The 17,310-nt window shown below is 67.6% G+C and carries 14 protein-coding genes and 1 pseudogene; 8 read left to right on the top strand and 7 right to left on the bottom strand.

Annotated features, from left to right (window positions below; all coding sequences use genetic code 11):
• The first annotated feature begins 86 nt into the window (after positions 1-86).
• Positions 87-1,178 (top strand): hypothetical protein, encoded by a 1,092-nt coding sequence (locus F0U60_RS38800; protein WP_395807267.1) that lies wholly within the window; start codon positions 87-89, stop codon positions 1,176-1,178.
• 7 nt (positions 1,179-1,185) lie between these two features.
• Here F0U60_RS38800 and F0U60_RS38795 read toward each other — a convergent pair whose 3' ends face one another.
• A complete protein-coding gene (locus tag F0U60_RS38795) occupies positions 1,186-2,094 on the bottom strand; it encodes an ATP adenylyltransferase (RefSeq protein WP_395807265.1) in 909 nt (302 codons plus the stop codon).
• Between the two features lie 59 nt (positions 2,095-2,153).
• Between F0U60_RS38795 and F0U60_RS38790 the strand changes: the two genes are divergently transcribed.
• Positions 2,154-3,368 carry a hypothetical protein gene (locus tag F0U60_RS38790; protein ID WP_395807263.1) on the top strand — a complete coding sequence of 405 codons (1,215 nt, stop codon included), beginning with the start codon at positions 2,154-2,156 and terminating at the stop codon, positions 3,366-3,368.
• Between the two features lie 18 nt (positions 3,369-3,386).
• On the opposite strand, the gene F0U60_RS38785 is transcribed toward F0U60_RS38790, so the two are convergent.
• The 3 genes from F0U60_RS38785 to F0U60_RS38775 are packed head-to-tail and all read right to left on the bottom strand — an operon-like array spanning position 3,387 to position 6,189.
• A complete protein-coding gene (locus F0U60_RS38785) occupies positions 3,387-3,644 on the bottom strand; it encodes an acyl-CoA-binding protein (RefSeq protein WP_395807261.1) in 258 nt (85 codons plus the stop codon).
• Positions 3,645-3,657: 13 nt separating this feature from the next.
• The gene (locus tag F0U60_RS38780; RefSeq protein WP_395807259.1) at positions 3,658-4,641 is read right to left on the bottom strand and encodes a hypothetical protein; all 984 of its coding nucleotides are present in this window, start codon (positions 4,639-4,641) and stop codon (positions 3,658-3,660) included.
• Positions 4,642-4,698: 57 nt separating this feature from the next.
• Positions 4,699-6,189: an amino acid permease gene (locus F0U60_RS38775; protein ID WP_395807257.1), complete on the bottom strand. Its 1,491-nt coding sequence runs from the start codon at positions 6,187-6,189 to the stop codon at positions 4,699-4,701.
• Positions 6,190-6,322: 133 nt separating this feature from the next.
• On the opposite strand from F0U60_RS38775, the gene F0U60_RS38770 reads away from it, so the two are divergent.
• The 4 genes from F0U60_RS38770 (at position 6,323) to F0U60_RS38755 (ending at position 12,261) form a co-directional block, all read left to right on the top strand.
• Complete coding sequence (locus F0U60_RS38770) at positions 6,323-6,631, top strand: hypothetical protein (RefSeq protein WP_395807255.1); 309 nt, start codon at positions 6,323-6,325, stop codon at positions 6,629-6,631.
• Between the two features lie 105 nt (positions 6,632-6,736).
• Entirely contained in the window at positions 6,737-7,966 is a 1,230-nt protein-coding gene (locus F0U60_RS38765) for a TolC family protein (RefSeq protein ID WP_395807253.1), read from the top strand.
• Positions 7,963-9,153, top strand: a complete 1,191-nt coding sequence (locus tag F0U60_RS38760; RefSeq protein ID WP_395807251.1) for an efflux RND transporter periplasmic adaptor subunit — start codon at positions 7,963-7,965, stop codon at positions 9,151-9,153. The genes F0U60_RS38765 and F0U60_RS38760 overlap by 4 nt, the downstream gene beginning before the upstream one ends.
• A 12-nt stretch (positions 9,154-9,165) precedes the next feature.
• A complete protein-coding gene (locus F0U60_RS38755; protein ID WP_395807249.1) occupies positions 9,166-12,261 on the top strand; it encodes an efflux RND transporter permease subunit in 3,096 nt (1,031 codons plus the stop codon).
• 73 nt (positions 12,262-12,334) lie between these two features.
• Here F0U60_RS38755 and F0U60_RS38750 read toward each other — a convergent pair whose 3' ends face one another.
• On the bottom strand, positions 12,335-13,147 hold the full coding sequence (locus F0U60_RS38750) for a hypothetical protein (protein ID WP_395807247.1): 813 nt from the start codon (positions 13,145-13,147) through the stop codon (positions 12,335-12,337).
• Positions 13,144-13,398: a hypothetical protein gene (locus tag F0U60_RS38745; protein ID WP_395807245.1), complete on the bottom strand. Its 255-nt coding sequence runs from the start codon at positions 13,396-13,398 to the stop codon at positions 13,144-13,146. Before F0U60_RS38745 ends, F0U60_RS38750 begins: the two co-directional genes overlap by 4 nt.
• 441 nt (positions 13,399-13,839) lie before the next feature.
• On the opposite strand from F0U60_RS38745, the pseudogene F0U60_RS38740 reads away from it, so the two are divergent.
• Positions 13,840-14,066 (top strand): annotated as a pseudogene (locus tag F0U60_RS38740) (hypothetical protein); the annotation flags it as partial.
• Between the two features lie 279 nt (positions 14,067-14,345).
• Complete coding sequence (locus F0U60_RS38735; protein WP_395807243.1) at positions 14,346-15,098, top strand: RICIN domain-containing protein; 753 nt, start codon at positions 14,346-14,348, stop codon at positions 15,096-15,098.
• 14 nt (positions 15,099-15,112) lie between these two features.
• Here F0U60_RS38735 and F0U60_RS38730 read toward each other — a convergent pair whose 3' ends face one another.
• Positions 15,113-16,846 (bottom strand): hypothetical protein, encoded by a 1,734-nt coding sequence (locus tag F0U60_RS38730; RefSeq protein ID WP_395807241.1) that lies wholly within the window; start codon positions 16,844-16,846, stop codon positions 15,113-15,115.
• Between the last annotated feature and the right edge of the window lie 464 nt (positions 16,847-17,310).

Below are 17,310 nucleotides of genomic sequence, written 5' to 3'. Positions count from 1 at the left end.
CGTCGTCAAGGCACTGGTGGTGCGCCTGGAAGTCCGGGGTCTCTGCTGGTAGATGGCGGGATCCACCCACGGAGGAGCCCGCGCCCATGCCCCAGATGCTCGACAGCCTGCCGGTCCTCTACAGGGATCTCCTTCCTGATTTCTTCCAGAAGGAGATTCCCGTCGAGACGAAAGCCACGTGCGCCTCGTGCGCCATGTGCCCCTCCTCGGGCTCGGAGACGGTCGAGTCCGTGGATGGGGTAAGCCGGCTGTTCCGGCCGGACACGAAGTGCTGCACGTACTACCCCAAGCTGCCGAACTACCTGGTGGGCGCGCTCCTGTCCGACACGCGCGATGAGCTGGACGAGGGGCGGCGGCGGGTGGGGGAGAAGATCTCCAGCCGTGTGGGCGTGACGCCGCAGTGGGTCCGGCCGTCGGCCCGGTACAACCTGCTCTACCGCAACTCGCGCCAGTTCTTCGGCAAGGCCGCCTCCATGCGCTGCCCGTACTACGAGCTGGATCACGGCGGCTGCACCATCTGGCCCTACCGCGAGGCCGTGTGCTCCACGTTCTTCTGCAAGTACGTGGCGGGGGCCGACGGGCGGAAGCTCTGGATGACGTTCAAGACGTACCTGGCGCTCGCGGAGATCCAGCTCTCGCGCTACGCGGTGCTCCAGCTCATGCCTGAGTACATCCTGGCGGGCCGGGACAAGCCGGATCTCTCGGAGACGCCGACCGTCGAGGACCTGGACGACAAGCCGCTGCCCCAGAAGGAGTACGCCGCGCTGTGGCGTCAGTGGGCGGGCCGTGAGCGCGACTTCTACCGGGGCTGCTTCGAGGCCGTCCGGGCGCTGTCTCCGGAGCAGGTGGAGAAGATCCTCGGCTTGGATGGGGTCATCGAGCTGAAGGTGCTGGAGAAGAGCCTCCGGGACGCGGTCGCGCCCGAGCTGCCGAAGGTGCTCAAGCTCAACCCCGAGGCCACCGTGAAGTGGCTCGCGGATGGGAGCGTCGCGCTGGGGGCCTACAGCGAGTACGACGCTGTCGCGCTGCCCGGAGTGGCCTACTCGCTCCTCGTGGAGTTCACGGGCCGCGAGCCGGTGTCGGCGGTGCGCGAGCGCCTGCGCAAGGAGAAGCAGGCGGACCTGCACGAGGACATCCTGCTGGAGCTCTACAGACACCGTATCCTGACGGAGGCCTGAGCCTTCATCACGGGGTACCCGGCGCGGCAGGCCGGGTGACCTGGCGCAGAATCTCCAGGGGGCCCAGCTCTTGGAGCTTCTGGAGCTGCTCGGGCGTCTTGACGAGCAGCGAGCCGGCGAAGCCCATGGCATTGACGTTGATGCCGTGGGTCTCCGCGCACGCGCGGGGCACGAGCAGCATCCAGTCCCGCGTGGCGAGCAGGTTGTACGGCGGCAGGGGAAGCTGCCCCATCCCGAGCGCCGCCATCAGGGACTGGTAGGCCGCCAGCATGCGCGCTCCGTCTTTCTCGGGTGAGTCCTCCCAGACGCCGAGCCCGGTCACGGCGTGGAGGAAGCCCAGGGGAGGGACGGTGGTGACGGGGCCCCGCGCGGGCGGGGGGGATAGCAGCTTCTCCACGGGCGCACGGAGTCCCTCGGGGCCGAGCGGCGGGATGAGCTGCAGGTGCTTGTGCCGCTGGCTGGCACCGGCCATCTCGCCGGAGTTGTAGAAGGCCAGCCCATCCAGGCCGCTCATGCAGAGCGCGAGCGCCTCGAAGTCCGCGGCCGTGAGCAGGGACTCCTGCTCCTCGAAGACGCGCGTCACGATGAGCAGGTGGTGCTCGACGACGTTGAACTTGTTGAGCAGGCACACGTGCGTGGGCGAGGGGTCCCCGACCACCATGTCCGGCTCCGGGTTCTCGAAGGGATTGAACGGCGCCGCGCGGGGCTTCTCGCGTTTGGCCCGGTCATCCTTGAGGTGCGCCCGGCCGAGCAGTCGCACCTGGAAGGGGATGCCCTGATGCTCCAGGGTCCGGCAATCGGTGGCGATGGGCTGCAGGGCTCCGGTGGCCAGCGCGTTCCGAGTCGTGCTGACCATGCGAGGCCACAGGTCCTCGGGCCGCAGCAGGGGCCTATGGGGGGCGGGGGTCGTGCTCATCACGGCGCAGATTACCGCAGCGCAATGGTTTCGAGGGTCGGCTCGTATGGGGTCACGACATGCGACACTCCGCGTCCCTCACCGTCCTGCTGGCCCTGCTGGGAGCCGCCCCCGCCGCCCTCGCTGGCGCTCCCGCCGCCACGCCCGCTCCGCTCAAGAAGATCTCCGTTGTCGAGTCCACCAACCTCAAGCTGGACGACCGCTACCGCACCCTGAAGCTGCCGGAGAGCCTCGATACTCCCGAGCTCCGCCAACTGCGCGAGTACGTCTTGAAGCAGGTGGACCTCTCGCGCCGCTCGGATCCGGAGATCATCCTCGAGGCGCTCGAGTGGGTGAGCATCCAGTGGGACCACGACGGGATGAATGAGCCCCCTGAGGGGACGTCGTCGTACCAGATCCTCCAGAACGTGAAGCAGGGGCAGCGCTACCGGTGCGTGGAGTACGGCACGGTGGTGTCGGACCTGCTGCTATCGCTGGGCTACCCGTCGCGGCCTTTGGGAATCAAGACCGCGGAGGCCGCCTACGGGGGCTTCGGACAGGGCCACGTGGTGTCCGAGGTCTGGTCCAACACTCACGACAAGTGGATCTTCATCGATCCGCAGTTCAGCGTGTACGCGACCCATCAGGGGCGCTACCTGAACTTCTACGAGATGTACCAGCTCAAGCGCGAGGGCCGGTTCGGGGAGATTCGCTTCATCCCGTCCGCGCGCTACCTGGAGCGCCACAAGAAGGGGCCAAAGGAGCTGGCGGAGCTCGACACGCAGTACAGGGGGTTCATCAGCCGGTACTTCGGCTACATGAACATCCCCTACGTCCGGGACGGGAAGAAGGCCACGTTGACGCTGCCGCTGGAGGGGAAGGGCCAGTTCGCGACCTTCCAGGGTTTCCACAACGACGACCTGCTCTTCACCGACGACCCGCGGGACTTCTACTTCCCGCTCAACCACACCCAGGTGCTGTTCGCGTACAAGGACGCGCGACAGCCCATCGACCTCATCAAGGAGCACGGCATCACCACCGAGGAGGAGTTCCTGCGCAAGCGGCCGTTGTTCGCCGCCCGGCCGGACTACACGCTCACGCTCCAGCACGGCATGCCCTGGTTCGACCACTACGAGCTGCGCGTCGATGGCAAGGAGTGGCAGCGGCTGCCCGGAGACACGGTGCCCACCAAGCTCCACGAGGGGCTCAACACGCTCGAGGTCCGGGCCGTCAATCAGGCGGGGGTCGCCGGTCCCATCAACCGGATGAAGATCCGGTACGCGGCGGACCCCTGATCGGCGCTGTCGCCAACCTCAGCCCTTCAGCAGTCGCTCCACGAGCGCCACGTATTGCTGCATGGCCGCCTCACGGGCCACACCCTTGCGGCCAGCCCAGGCGTCGTACTTGGCGCGGCCCTTGAGGTCGAGCATTCCCGGGCGCTTGCCCTGGACGTCGCCCTCGGTGGCCTGCTTGAAGAGCGAATACAGCTCCAACAGCGTGTCGTTGGAGGGGCGGGTGGTGAGCGTCTTCACCCGCTCCTGGGCGGAGCGGAAGTCATCCTCGAGTGCCATGGGGGTGTCTCCTCTATCGGGTCAGTTCTTCCAGCCAGCGGGCGAAGGGCTCCGAGGCCACGATGGGGGCCAGGCGATCGCGCAGCGCTTCCTGGCCCAGCTTCTGGAAGGTGTCGAGCAGGCCGATCGCCCCAAGCACCTCACGCACCGGGCGCTTGCCGTCGCGCTCCATCGCTCGTGTGAGCCAGCCCTCCAGCTCCGCGGTGGCATGGCTCGAGGCGAGCCACTGGGAGAGGGACTTGCGGACCACCACCGCGCCGCCAGGGACGTCCACGCGGGACAGCTCTCGCCCGAGTCGCTCCAGGGAGAGGCCCAGCACGCCCTCGAGGAGCGCCACGCGCATCTCCGCCTGCTCCGAGGCGCGGCTCGGATCCGTGAGCGCGTCGGCGAGCTGCTGGAAGATGCCGGACAGCGCCGAGTCGGTGAAGTCGCGGGCACGCTTCTCCACCTGTCGTTCGATCTCATCGGAGAGTGCGCTGGCGATGCCACCCAGTGCTCCGCCGGAGCTCTTGGCCTGCTCGGTCGCAAACCGCGCCAGGCCGGAGAAGCCCTTGGCGATGCGGTTCTCCGTCACGGGGGCGCTCACCTTGCGGCTGAACTCGATGAGCACGTTGAGCAGCAGCCCGCGGGCCAGCGCACGGACGGGGGGCCGATCCAACACCGAGAGCACCAGCGTCCGATCTGGCGAGTAGCGGCGAGCTGCCAGCTCCGCCAGTCCCTTGGAGAGCTCCGGCGGCACGGCCTCGCGTACGGTGCGTTTGTCCTGGGTGAGCTGTTGGTGGAGGTGCTCGATGGCGGAGGCGAGCTCGCGATCGGCGGTGTCGGAGGCGAGCCACCCCTCGAGAGCAGCCTTCATCGCGCGCGCCAGGAGGGGCGGCGGAAAGAGCGTCTCGAGGGGCTGGGAGAGCTCGTGCTCCACGACGAGCGCGGCGAGGCGATCCAACGGACCCTGGGGAGAGGCGTCCTGGAGTCGGGCGAGGAGTTGCTGGGCATTCATGGCTGCACCACGCGAGTGTCGTTAGGTCGGGGCGGGCAGTAGGGCTGTGGGTCCGGTTCAGCTCTGCCCGCCGAGCTGGGGCGGCTTGCCGGAGGCTGCGTCCTGGTGGCCGAGGCGTGAGTTCTTATGGCCATAACCGAAGTAGATGGCGAGCCCGAGCCCCATCCAGATGACGAGTCGCAACCACGTTGCCGGCCCCAGGCCCACCATGAGCGTCCCGCAGATGAGGATGCCGAGGATCGGCACCACGGGAACGAGGGGCGTGCGGAAGGGACGGGGAATGTCGGGCCGCGTGTAGCGCAGCAGGAGGATGCCGCCGCAGACGACGATGAAGGCGAACAGGGTGCCGATGGAGACCAGCTCTCCCAGCAGACCGATGGGGAACAGTCCCGCCACCGTCATGGACACCACGCCGGTGATGAGGGTGGAGACATAGGGAGTGCGGAAACGCGGATGCACCCGGCCGAAGAAGTGGGGCAGCAGGCCATCGCGCGCCATCGTGAAGAAGATGCGCGGCTGCGCCATCAACATGACGAGCACCACCGAGGCCAACCCGGCGATGGCGCCCAGGCTGACGATGGGCCTCAGCCAGGCAAGCGCTGGCCCCGCGCGGGAGATGGCCACGTACACCGGCTCGGGAACGTTGAGCTGGCTGTAGTGCGCCAGGCCCGTCATCACCAGCGCCATGAGCATGTACAGCACGGTGCAGATGGCGAGCGAGCCCAGGATGCCCACGGGCAAGTCCTTCTGCGGATTGCGAGTCTCCTGCGCGGCGGTGGAGACGGCGTCGAAGCCGATATAGGCGAAGAAGATGACGCCTGCTCCCGCGAGGACACCGCTCCAGCCGTAATGGCCGAAGGTTCCCGTGTTCTCCGGGATGAAGGGCGCCCAGTTGTCGGACTGCACGTAGGCCGCGCCGAAGCCGATGACGAGCAGGACGACGCCCACCTTCAGGTAGACGATGAGGTTGTTGATGCGCGCTGACTCGCGGATGCCGATGATGAGCAACCCGGTCATGATCGCCACCAGCAGCACGGCGGGCAGGTTGATGATGGCCCCGGTGGCGTGAGGGATGTGCGAGCCCGGCCGCACGTCGAAGGGGGCGCTCGTCAGCTCCATGGGGAGCTGGATGTGCAGGTAGTCACGCACGAAGGCGGTGAAGTAGCCGGACCAGCCCACCGCCACCGTGGAGGAGGCGAAGAGGTACTCGAGGATGAGGTCCCAGCCGATGATCCACGCGACCAGCTCGCCGAGCGTGGCATAGCCGTAGGTGTAGGCGCTGCCGGCCACGGGAATCATCGCCGCGAACTCGGCGTAGCACAGCCCTGCGAAGAGGCAGCCGACCCCTGCCAGGACGAAGGACAAGATGATTGCGGGTCCCGCGTGCTGGGCTGCCGCCGTGCCCGTCACCACGAAGATTCCCGCGCCAATGATGGCTCCTACGCCCAACAACATCAGGTGGACGCCACTGAGCGTGCGGTGCAGCTCGTGTGTCGCTCCTTCCTCGTTCTGAAGCTGGGCAATGCTCTTCTTCGACCAGATGCTCATGCCTGACAGTCAACGATGCTTCTCCCGATCATCAAAGGAGAACCGTGCTGGCACCTTTTTTTGAGTGTCATCCGAAGAGCGGATGTGTTCGACCTGGGACAGGCCGCCTGCCCACGTGATAGAGAGCTTCACGGTGCTCCGATTCTGGTTCGTCCTCAGCCTCCTGCTGTTCGCCCCAGTGGGGGGTGGCCTGCTGCTGCCCGCCAGCATGGGTGAGGTGTGTGAGCAGCGCTGCCCGGATGATGACGAGCGCGGGCAGTGCGCCCCGGACTGCATCGATTGCACCTGCTGCTCCCACGTGCGCCTGGCTGCCATGGCACCCACGGCCTCGGCCGTTCCGTTGGCTCCGTGGTCTCCGCTCCCCGTCGAGCACGAAGAGGACGAGCCGTCATCCGTCAAGGTGGGTGACATCCAGCACGTCCCAATAGCGCCCCTCGCGTAAGGCCCTGTTCGTCCATTCGCCTTGAGCGTCCTCAGGAGAGGTGTGCCCCGTTCGTTTCGGGTGGCGCCTCGCCCTGGATGCTCGCGTACTTTCGCGAGGTTTCTCATGTTCCCCCGTCTGGCGACGGCGGCCCTCGGGCTCGTCGTCGTGTTGCTCTTGCCGCGCTCAAGTGCGGCGCAGTCATCCGAACTCACCCTGGAGGAGGCCCTGGCCCTGGCCCGCCAGCGTGCCCCCTCCTTATTGGAGGCCGCAGGCCGCGTGGCCGAAGCGCAAGGGCCCGTTGCGGGTGCCTCCCCCTTGCTCCACGGCAATCCCACGCTGGAGGTCGAAGCGGGCCCACGCACCCTGGCCACCGGAGAACGGATGCCCAACGTTGCCGTGGGCCTCACTCAACCCTTCGAGCTGGGAGGTAAGCGGGGAGGGCGTCTTGAGCTTGCCCGCGCCGGTCTTGCCCGCGAGTCGGCCCACCAGCGAGAGACAGAGCGACAGGTGCTCGCGGAGGTGGCGGACACCTTCCTGCGAGCGCTGCACGCCCGGGAGCGACTCCGCCTGACGAGGGCGGCGGAAGAGGCTGCTCGGGACGTCGCCCAGACCACTCAGCGGCGATTCGAGGCCGGGGACGTGCCCGTGGTGGACGTCAACGTGGCGCGTGTGGCGCTGGTGCGTGCCCGTGCGGACGTGCTGGGCGCGGAGGGAGAAGCCGCGGCACTCCTTGGCACGTTGTTCGAGTTACTCGGTCTGCCCGCGGATGCGGACTTGGGGCTTCGCGGCGACTTGCGCGACCTGGCTTCTCAGCCTGTTGAGACCCTGTCTCCCGCTCCGGAGCGCTCGGACATCACCGCCCTGGTGGCGGAGCTGGAGGAGGCCAGGGTGGAGCAGCGCATGGGCGAGCGTGCCGCCTGGCCTGACGTCAGCGTGGGGGTCCGCTATGAGCGCGAGGGGGATGAGCGCGCGCTCCTCGGCGCCCTGGGCATCTCCCTTCCTGTCTTTGCTCGGGGGCAGTCCGCTCGGGTGACAGGTGAGGCCCGCGTTCGGCGTCTCCAGGTGGCCTTGGAGGCTGCCCGTCGGGCGCAGTCTGTCCAGGGGCGGGCCGCGACCACTCAGTACCTCAAGGAGCGCGAGGCGGTGGAGTTGCTGGAGCGCGAGGCTCTTCCGTTGCTCGCGGACAATGAGCAATTGGCGCGCAAGTCCTACGAAGCAGGGGAGATGGGGCTGGCCGAGTTCCTCCTCGTGCGCCGTGATGTCCTCGAGGCTCGTGTCGATCACCTCGAGCGTCTTCTGCGAGCCGCCCTCTCTCGCGTCCACCTTGCCGTCCAGACCGGAGCCCTTCGATGAAGGCCATTCACATTCTCCTGCTCTGTCTCCTCGGGGTGTGCGCCTGCAAGCGTGAGACGTCTCCGCACGACGAGGCTCGGACTCATGAGAAGGAAGCCGGGGCTCACGCCCATGATGAGGGTGAAGACGAGCGCATCCTCCACATCGACCCGGAGATGCTGAGGGATTTGCGCGTCACCACGGCCCCGGTGCAGGAGCGCCCCGGAGGTGAAGGGGTGACCGCCCTGGGCGAGCTGGGGGTGAACGAGAACGCCTACGCGGAGGTGGCTGCTCCCATCCCGGCCCGGGTGCTCGCTCTTCTGGCCTCACCGGGCCAGCAGGTGAAGAAGGGCCAGCCCCTCGTGGAGCTCCAGAGCCCTGAGCTGGGGAAGGCTCGCGCGGCCTTTCAATCCTCCCAGGCTCGTGCCACGGCCGCCCGGCAGGCCGCGGAGCGCAAACGCTCGCTGGGGGAAGAGCGCATCGTGGCCGACAAGGAGGTGCAGGCCGCCGAAGCCGAAGCGGCCGTCGCTGAGGCCGAGCTGGTGGCGGCACGATCGGAGTTGCTGGCGCTCGGCGTGGATGCCCAGGAGGCGGTCAGTGGCCGGGGCTTCGCGGGCTTTACCCTTCGCTCCCCACTGGACGGCACGGTCATCGAGCGCAGCGCCGTGGTGGGGCAGGTGGCCGACCCGTCCCGAGCCCTCTTCCACATCGGAGACCTGTCGCGCCTGTGGCTCACGGTCCATGCTTTCGAGCGGGATGCGGTGCGTATCCAGCCCGGAGCCCCGGCGCGAGTCACCTTCGCCGCCCTTCCCGGCAGGGACTTCGCCGCGAAGGTGGGGTTTATCGGGCAGCGGGTGGACCCTGCCTCGCGCACCATCCCCGTGCGGCTGGAGCTGGACAACCCGGAAGGGGTGCTGAGGCCGGGCATGTCCGCGTCGGCCTTCATCCCGCTGGGGGTGCAGGGCGCCAACGTCACCACTGTGCCAGCCGCGGCGCTCCAGCGGTTGGAGGACGGCTGGTTTGCCTTCCTCCCCAAGGATGGGGGGACCTTCGAGCGGCGATCAGTGGGGCGTGGCCGCACCCTGGGGGGAGACGTGGAGGTGCTCTCGGGTCTCAAGCCCGGTGAGCAGGTGGTGGTGGATGGGGCCTTCCTCCTCAAGGCCGAGGTGGAGAAGTCACGGGGCGAGGGTGAAGAGCATGGGCACTGAAAGGAGCCACTCGTGATCAAGCAAACCCTCGAGGCGTCCTTCTCACGTCCTGGCCTCACCCTGGTGCTGGCCCTGGCGCTCTCCGCTTTCGGCGTGGTGGCCTTCAAGGGCCTGCGCCGCGATGTCTTCCCGGATCTGTCCGCCCCCATCTTCAACGTCATCGTCCAGAACCCCGCCATGGGCGCGGAGGAGTTGGAAACGGCGGTGGCCATTCCCATGGAGGTGGCGCTCGCGGGCCTGCCGGACGTGCGCCGCATTCGTTCCACCTCGCAGCTCGGCGTCACCCAGGTGACGGTGGAGTTCGAGCCGGACGCGGACTACTTCCGCAGCCGTCAGTTCGTGGCGGAGCGCGTGGCGGCGGCCTCCGGCGAGCTGCCACCCGGCACGGAGACACCGCTCGTCTCCAGCCTCACCGGCCGGCTCAACGAGGTGTTCGAGTTCACCCTGGAAGCCGACCCGGGTGCGGCGGACCTGATGGCCCTGCGCGACCTGGCCGAGTTCGAGGTGAAGAACCGGCTGCTCGCAGTGCCCGGAGTGGCGGGTGTGGAGCGGCTGGGCGGCTACCTGCGCCAGTTCCAGGTGCAGATTGACTCGGACCAGATGGTGGCTCGAGGCATCTCCCTGAACGATGTGGAGCACGCCCTGGAAGGCGCCAACCTCAATGCCTCCGGCGGCTTCGTGGTGCAGGGGCCCCTGGAGTGGACGGTGCGGGCGGTGGGCAGGGCTCAGTCGCTGGAGGACCTGCGCGGCACGGTGGTGGCCCTGCGAGGGGGAAGGCCCGTGCTGCTCGGGGACGTGGCCGACGTGCGAGAGGCTCCCGCCATTCGCCGGGGCATGGCCCACCGGCTCGAGGGCGAGGTGGTGAGCTGCCGTATCAGCAAGCAGTTCGGCGCGGACACCGTGCGGGTGGCGGAGGGCGTGCGCCAGGCCATTGCCGAAGTGCAGGCGAGTCTCCCACCGGGAGTCCACCTGCGCGTTGTGTACGATCAGTCGGAGCTGGTGTCCTCCTCGTTGGGAGGCGTCAGCCGAGCCATCCTCATTGGCGCTTTCCTGGTGGTGCTCGTCCTCTTCGGCCTCCTGGGTGACCTGCGCGCTGCGGCCATCGTCACGCTCACCCTGCCGCTGTCCCTCGCACTCGCGGGTCTGTTGCTGAAGGCCACTGGTGTCGGCATCAACACAATGACGCTCGGTGGGCTGGCCATCGCGGTGGGGCTGTTGGTGGATGCCGCCATCATCGTCACCGAGAACATCGTTCACCGGCTCCGGGCCGGAGGCGATGCGGCCTCACGGAAGGCCCAGGCGCTGGATGCGGCACGGGAAGTGGGAAGGCCTATCACCTTCGCCACCCTCATTGTCGTCTCCGTCTTCATCCCGCTCTTCGCCATGACGGGCATCGAGGGGCGCATGTACCAGCCGCTCGCCGCGGCGGTGGTGGCGTGCCTGGCGGCCTCGCTGCTCCTTGCCCTCACGTTGGTGCCGGTGGCCTCGGCCCTCTTCCTCCGGCCTCGGGAGCAGGAGCAGCCGGAAGACGTGTGGCTCATCCGCAAGGTGAAGGCCGTGTATGCCCCGCTGCTCGACGCTTGCCTGCGGAGGGCGGGACTCGTGCGCGTGGTGGCGCTCGCCATCACCGTTCCCGCTCTGGGGCTCGCCTTCGCTGTGGGCAGCGACTTCATGCCCAAGCTGGACGAGGGGGCGCTCCTCCTTCAGACCTTGTTGCCGCCCGAGGCCTCGCTCGAGGAGGTGGATCGGCTCAACCACCGCATGGAGGATGTATTGCGTAAGTTCCCCGAGGTGGAGGACGTGGTCCGCCGTACGGGGCGAGCCGAGCGCACCGAGGACCCGATGCCCCACACCGTCTCCGACGTGTTGGTGGTGTTGAAGAAGGACAGGGCTCGAGGCCCGGAGGACCTGGAGGAGGAGATGCGTGAGGCGGTGGCGAAGGTGCCCGGACTGTCCGTGCTCTTCACCACGCCGTTGGGCATGCGGATCGACGAGGGGCTGGGGGGGAGTCCCGCCGACGTGTCGGTGCGCATCTTCGGTCCGGACCTGGAGCAGCTCGCCCAGCTCGGGGAGCGGGCCCGTGACGTCATGGCTCGGGTGAGGGGAGTGGCGGACCTGCGCGTGGAGAAGCTCAGCGGGCTGCCCCAACTGCGCATCGACGTGAACCGCGCCGCAGTGGCCCGCGTGGGGCTTACTCCCGGCGACGTCATCCGAGCGGTGCGCGTGGGCCTCGTGGGCGAGGAGTCCTCTCAGGTGTGGCAGGGCCAGCGCCGGTTCGACCTCGTGTTGCGCTTAGCGGACCACCACCGGGGGGACGTCAACGCCATCCGCGATCTGCTGGTGGACGGACATGACGGCTCTCGGATTCCCCTCAGTCAGCTCGCTACCATCGAGGAGACGACGGGCGCGGGAAGCGTGCGCCGGGAGGCGGGGAGCCGCCGCATCGCCATCGAGGCGAGCGTGGCAGGGCGCGACCTGGGAAGTACGGCGGCGGAGGTGCGAGAGCGGCTGGCGGCCGAGCTGAAGCTACCCACGGGCTACTTCCTCGACGTCGGGGGCAGGGTAGAGACCCAGGAGCGGGCCGCGCAGTCCCTGTTCCTCGCTATCGCGGTGGCGCTGCTCGCGGTCTTCCTCCTGTTGTACCTGGCGTTGGGCTCGTTGGCTGAGACGCTCGTCATCCTCGCCACCCTGCCAGATGCCTTCGTGGGAGGAATCCTCGCGCTGTTGCTGGCCGGGGAGACGTGGAACGTGTCCAGCCTCGTCGGCCTTATCGGCCTGTTCGGCATCGCGGTGCAGAATGGCCTGGTGCTGGTGGCACAGACGAAGGGACTCATGGCGGAAGGCAAACCCTTCCCGGAGGCGGTGCGCGAGGCCAGCATTGGCCGTGTGCGCCCCAAGCTGATGACGGCAGGCACGGCCATTCTCGGCCTCCTGCCCTTGTTGGTGCTTCCGCTGCACGGCACCGAGATCGAACGTCCCCTGGCCGTGGTGATGGTGGGCGGCCTGCTCACCTCAACACTCTTCACGCTGCTGGCCCTGCCCACCTTCTACGCGCTCGTCCATGGCGTGCAGGAGCGAATGGGCCAGCACCTTGCGGCCCGAAAGTGAACGGCGGCGGGTTCGATTCCCGCCGCCTCCACTCCGTATCTCCCAGAAAGGCTCAGCTTTCTGGGATGGACAATCACCTGTTCTGCGCCTTCTCCTGCTCTGCGATTCTCTCCTGCTCCCTCCGCCAGTCTTCCAGGATGGAGATGGGGTGTAGCGAGCGGTAATCGATCTTCTTGTGATACACCGCGAGATGGTGTTCGCCCGCGATCCGCACGAAGACCGACAGGGGCGGAGCAGGGTGACTCTTCCACCAGGCCGCTGCCTCCGCATGGGTGTCGAACGAGGCCGCCGGGACAGGCAACCCGCGTGACGTGACGGCCTCAATGAATCGTTCCAGTGCGTAATCGCGTCGGAGGGCACGCACACCCTTCTCACGAGAGTAGAAGACCTCCAGATATTCATTCCCCACCAGGATATATGCGCTGCTGGGTGGCTCGGGGAGGTTCCTCAACCAGGTCTCCGCCTCGTCGCGCGTGTCGAATCGGGCAATGACTGGAGGAGGATTACGGTAGAAGGTCTTCAGGTAATCGTGAAATTCCTCATACTGGCCTGTTGAAGCAATGAACTCGAGCTGAGCCCTGGCGACCTGGATGAGCCTCTTTTTCTCCTCGGATCGCAGGGTGTCACGGATTCGAGAGAGAGTCTGCCAGGCCTCGCCGGCCTCCTCGCCATTCTCTCCATGCCAGGAGGTTCTCACATCGACAGCACGGTCTGCCGAGAGGCCTGCGAGATAGTCCTCGAAGCGATAGAGCTGGCCTGTTCGCCAGATGAAGAAGCCTGCCTCTTTCAGGAGACGGTAGGCCTTGGAGTCGCCGGGCGGCTGGAGCTTCTGCCACTGGTCGGCAACCAGTGCTTCCGATGCGGAGAGCAGTTTGAAGATCGTCACGGTGTCTCCGGCGTCAGCTCAAGCCCTGAAGGGTTGCCCGAGGAAGCCACCAGCACGACCGGTACGAGGACGAGCGCAGCCCCACCTGAAGCGCCGACCACGGCGATGAAGGCGACGCCGGCAATGATGATGACCGTACCAGCCAGAATCTTGGTTCGATGTCGCCTGACCCAATCAACCGCGGTGTCCATGGCTTCGAATCTCACAGGACTGGCTTCCGCCTGTGCAAGGCACATGGCGAGTTGCTTCATGCATGCATCCGGGCAGTACCGCTTCTTCCCGGCCCTCCATTGGCCATACTGACTTGAATCGTATACATACTTGTCGACCTGGAAGATTCTGGTGCTTGCAAGGCAGGTGGGGACGCAGACCTCGTATTGCTGGTGACATGCCTGGTCCGTGAACACGACCTGTTCAAGCCGCCCATGAAAACCGTCGACGTGCACCTGCCTCAAGTGCCTCGCCAGCTCGAAGTCCCTGAAGGGCTTCCAGGCGTGAGTCACCCGTCCATCGGACGCCTCCTCAACGATGAGTACGTACCTGGATAGATCACGTCCCCCGGTGGGACCGGGGACTGGGGAGCGAGTCGTACTACAGGAAACAAGGAGCAGGCCGAGCAATGAGGCGCCAAACCTCTGCGGAATAGAAGGTGTATTCATGGCCGGAACTATCGGTGAATATAGCACCTTCAGGCTCAGCAGATGGGCAGCGAGCTGACGGGTGTCATCTACATCCTCGACGAGCCGTCCATCGGCCTCGGCCTGCTCCAGCGCGACAGCGGCAAGCTGCTGACCACGCTCAAGCGGCCAGCGACCTGGGCAACTCCGTGGTGGTGGTGGTGCACGACGAGGAGGTGATGGAGGAGGCGGACTATCTCGTGAATTTCGAGCTGGGCGCGGGCGGCGAGCAGGTGCTGGCTACGGCATAAGCATGCGGCATGTAATGGGGCAGTGGGTTCTATTCCCGCCGCTTCCTCGATTGGACCAGGCAGGTTGCTACGTAGGACATCGCCGCAGCGGGGCTCGCTCTGCCCCGGCGCGAGGCCGGGGTCTGAGCGGGGTTGCTGCTCCCCGGAAAAAACAGACTGGGGGGTCTCTTCCCTGAATGAATTCCGCTGGCTCCCGTCATGAGGGGCACAGAGCGCGAGGGCGCGGCGAGAGCCGCCCTCGCCTGGAAACCTCGAACAGGGAGAAGTTCCATGCAGGCGTTTCGGAGTGGCTCCGAGGGTGGACGTGCGCGTGAAAACCGGTCTTCGACGAAGGGCAAGGGATGGGCGGCGCTCGCGCTGCTGCTCCTGCCGCTGACGGCGGCCGCGGGGCCGGGCCCGGACTACCGCTGGGACGAGTCGCGCAACCGCCCGGGGCCCAACCGCTGCCGGGATAGCTCGCAGTGCGATGGCGCGCGCACGTGCAGCCCCTCGGGCTGGTGTCAGGGCGAGGCCCGTCCCACGCCGCCCCCGCCCCCGCCGCGCTCGGACCGGGGCCCGGGTGGGCAGGACTGGGACCATGGCAGGCCGGACCGGCGCCCCACCTTCATCCGCAGCCAGCTCAACGGGCTCGTCCTGGACATCTCGGGCAACAACCGCGCGTCCGGCGCGGAAGTGATTGCCCACCCGGCCAAGAGTCGCCGGGAAGGCATTGACAACCAGCAGTGGGAGCTCGTCCCCACCCGGGGCGGCTACTACATCCGCAGCCGGCTCAACGGGTTCGTCCTGGACATCTGGGGGCTGAACAGGAACGCCGGCGCCCCGGTCCGCATGGGAGAGATCAACGGCGGAGCCAACCAAATCTGGCAGCTCGTGCCCTCGCACGTCCGCGGTTATTACTTCATCCAGAGCAACCTCAACGGCTACGTGCTCGACATCGAGGGCGCCCGGACGGACGGCCGGCTCATCGCCCATCCCCGGAAGAGCTCCGGAACGGAGAACCAGCTCTGGCGGCTGGACCGCTGAGCACGCGCGCGACGTCAGGGCGCAGTCCGCAGGCGCAGGTAGGCCGTGCGCTGGGGCACCGGCGGCTCGCAGCGGACCCGCACGGGGGCGAGGGCGCCGCTCAAGCCCACCTCCACGGAGCCCTGGCGGGTGCACTGCTCGGCCGCGGCGTCGTAGGCGGCCGCGAGGTTCGCCATGAGCGAGAGCCCTGCCAGGGACGAGAGGTGCGGCTGAGGGCCAAGCGCTTGGCATTGGGCATCGACCTCCATGGCCTCGCCCTGGACGGGGCGGACGCGAAAGCCTTCACCGCAGTCCGTCCGCAGCACGAAGCGCAGCGCCCGACCCCCCACCTGCATGAGGAACTCCGGGGGACCACCCTCTGTCGCCTCGACCTCCAGCCCCCCTGCCTGCAGCGCCTCGAGTAGGAGCGCATCGGCCCTGGGGAGGGGCTCGTCGATGAGCCGCCGCATCCGCGCCAGCGCCGCAGGGGGCACCCCTCGGTCAGCGAGCGCCTGGAAGTAGAGGGACTCGTCGTACCGGCGGGAGGCACCGGCCAGCGCGAGGAGCCGGGCCCAGTGGGCGAACACGTCCTCGCCGGGGTGGGCCTTGCGCAACTCCGACTCGGCGATGAGCGCGAGGGTGGAGCCGCAGGTGTAGTGGTTGCGGTACCGGCCAGGGCGGGACACGTCCTTCAGCGCTTGGCCCTCCAGCCCCAGGGCGCACTGCGAAGCCGCGTCTGATAGGCGCGCCAGGTAGGCCTCGCGCGAGAGCAGCCCCAGGTGCAGCAGTGCCCGGTAGGCGAAGGCGTCGGCCCCTCCCTCGTGCATCCAGTCGCCGCCGTTCACCTCGTGGTAGAGCATCCGCCCGTGCCACAGGTGCGCGGCCTCGTGGGCGGTGAGCTGCAGCAGCCGCTCCTCCACCTTGGGGTCCTCCTCCCGCTGGAAGGCACTCCCGAGCCGCACCTCCAGCTGGATGAGCCCCTCGAGCGCTCCGCCGTTCATTCCAATGCTCCTGGGCCGCGGCTCCTCCGTGAAGCTCAGGAAGACGGTGGCCCGCTCGCCCAGGCGGGTCCCCGTCCGCTCCGCGTAGAAGGCGAAGAGCTGGGGCAGGAGGGCCTCCGTCCGCTGGCGGATCCACCCGGGCAGGCCCGAATCGACCACGGCGATGAGGTGCTCCGATTCGAGGGGAATGGCAGGACCGAAGTAGGCATAGGTGCCGTCCTCCGAGCCCTCCCACTTCACGGGCCCGGCGGCCACCCGGCCCGGAAGGACGACCCGCTCCGCGGCGCGGGGCACCAGGGTGAACTGAGCCTGCACGGGCGCCTCCCTGGCGCCGGAAGGGCCCGTAGCGGGCCTCAGGTTGAACTGCCCCGTATGGACGAGCGTGCCGCCTGCGCTGAAGGGGATGAAGGCCTGGTAGTCCTTCTCCGGCTTCCAGGCGAAGGGGGCGAGCTCGACCTCGAACGCGTCGAACGCCTCGCCGCTCGCTGAGGAGACCCGGTCCTCCCCGTCCGCGGCCTCAATTCGAACCCCCGCGGGGGAAATCACCTTCCAGTGCGTCTGCCGGTAGCCATACCCGGGCCGGACGAAGCGCGCCTCGCGGGTGGGGCTGGGGAGGCGGTAGCGCACCCGCCAGGCGCCTGTCTCGGGGAGCTGCTCGACATGCACCGACACGGCCGTGGGCGGTGCGGCGAGAGGGGGCGCGGGCACGGTGGCGCAGGCCGAGAGGGTGAGAATCAGCGCGGGGAGGAGCAGGTGAGCAAGGCGCATGGCCCTGCCTTTTACTCCTGACCAGGCCTCAGCGGAGCATCTCTGCCCAATCCACTCGCGGCGTCCTCTCCCTTATCGGTTCCTCTGGGAAGGAGAATGATCCTTCCGCGGGTCTCGCTCCTGCGGTGGACCGCGGCCAGCTCCGCCAGCGGATTCGTGGTAGTTCTGTGCGTCCTGGTAGCTGAAGACGACGGAGAAGTCATTCCAGGCGTTGGTGGTGGGTTGTGCGCCGCATTCGTGACAGCAGCTCCGCATCGCGGGACCAAGAGCTTCGCCGCCTCGAGCCGGTCACGGGTCCGTCACGCTCTCGTATGTAAGGTCCGTGTCCCTTTCAAGCTGTCTCCACCCACTTCCTCATCCACCACCATGCTCCGAGCTCTTGTCGCCCCGCTTCTGATTCTGTTCCTTTGCCCCGCGTGCTTCGTCAATGTCCGCGCGAGCAGCCGGGACTTTCTCTCTGAAAG

It is taken from the genome of Archangium minus (genome assembly GCF_044360475.1).
Classification (GTDB): Bacteria; Myxococcota; Myxococcia; order Myxococcales; family Myxococcaceae; genus Archangium; species Archangium minus.
Note: the sequence above shows the minus strand (reverse complement) of the source record. Positions and strands in the feature narration are given on the sequence as shown.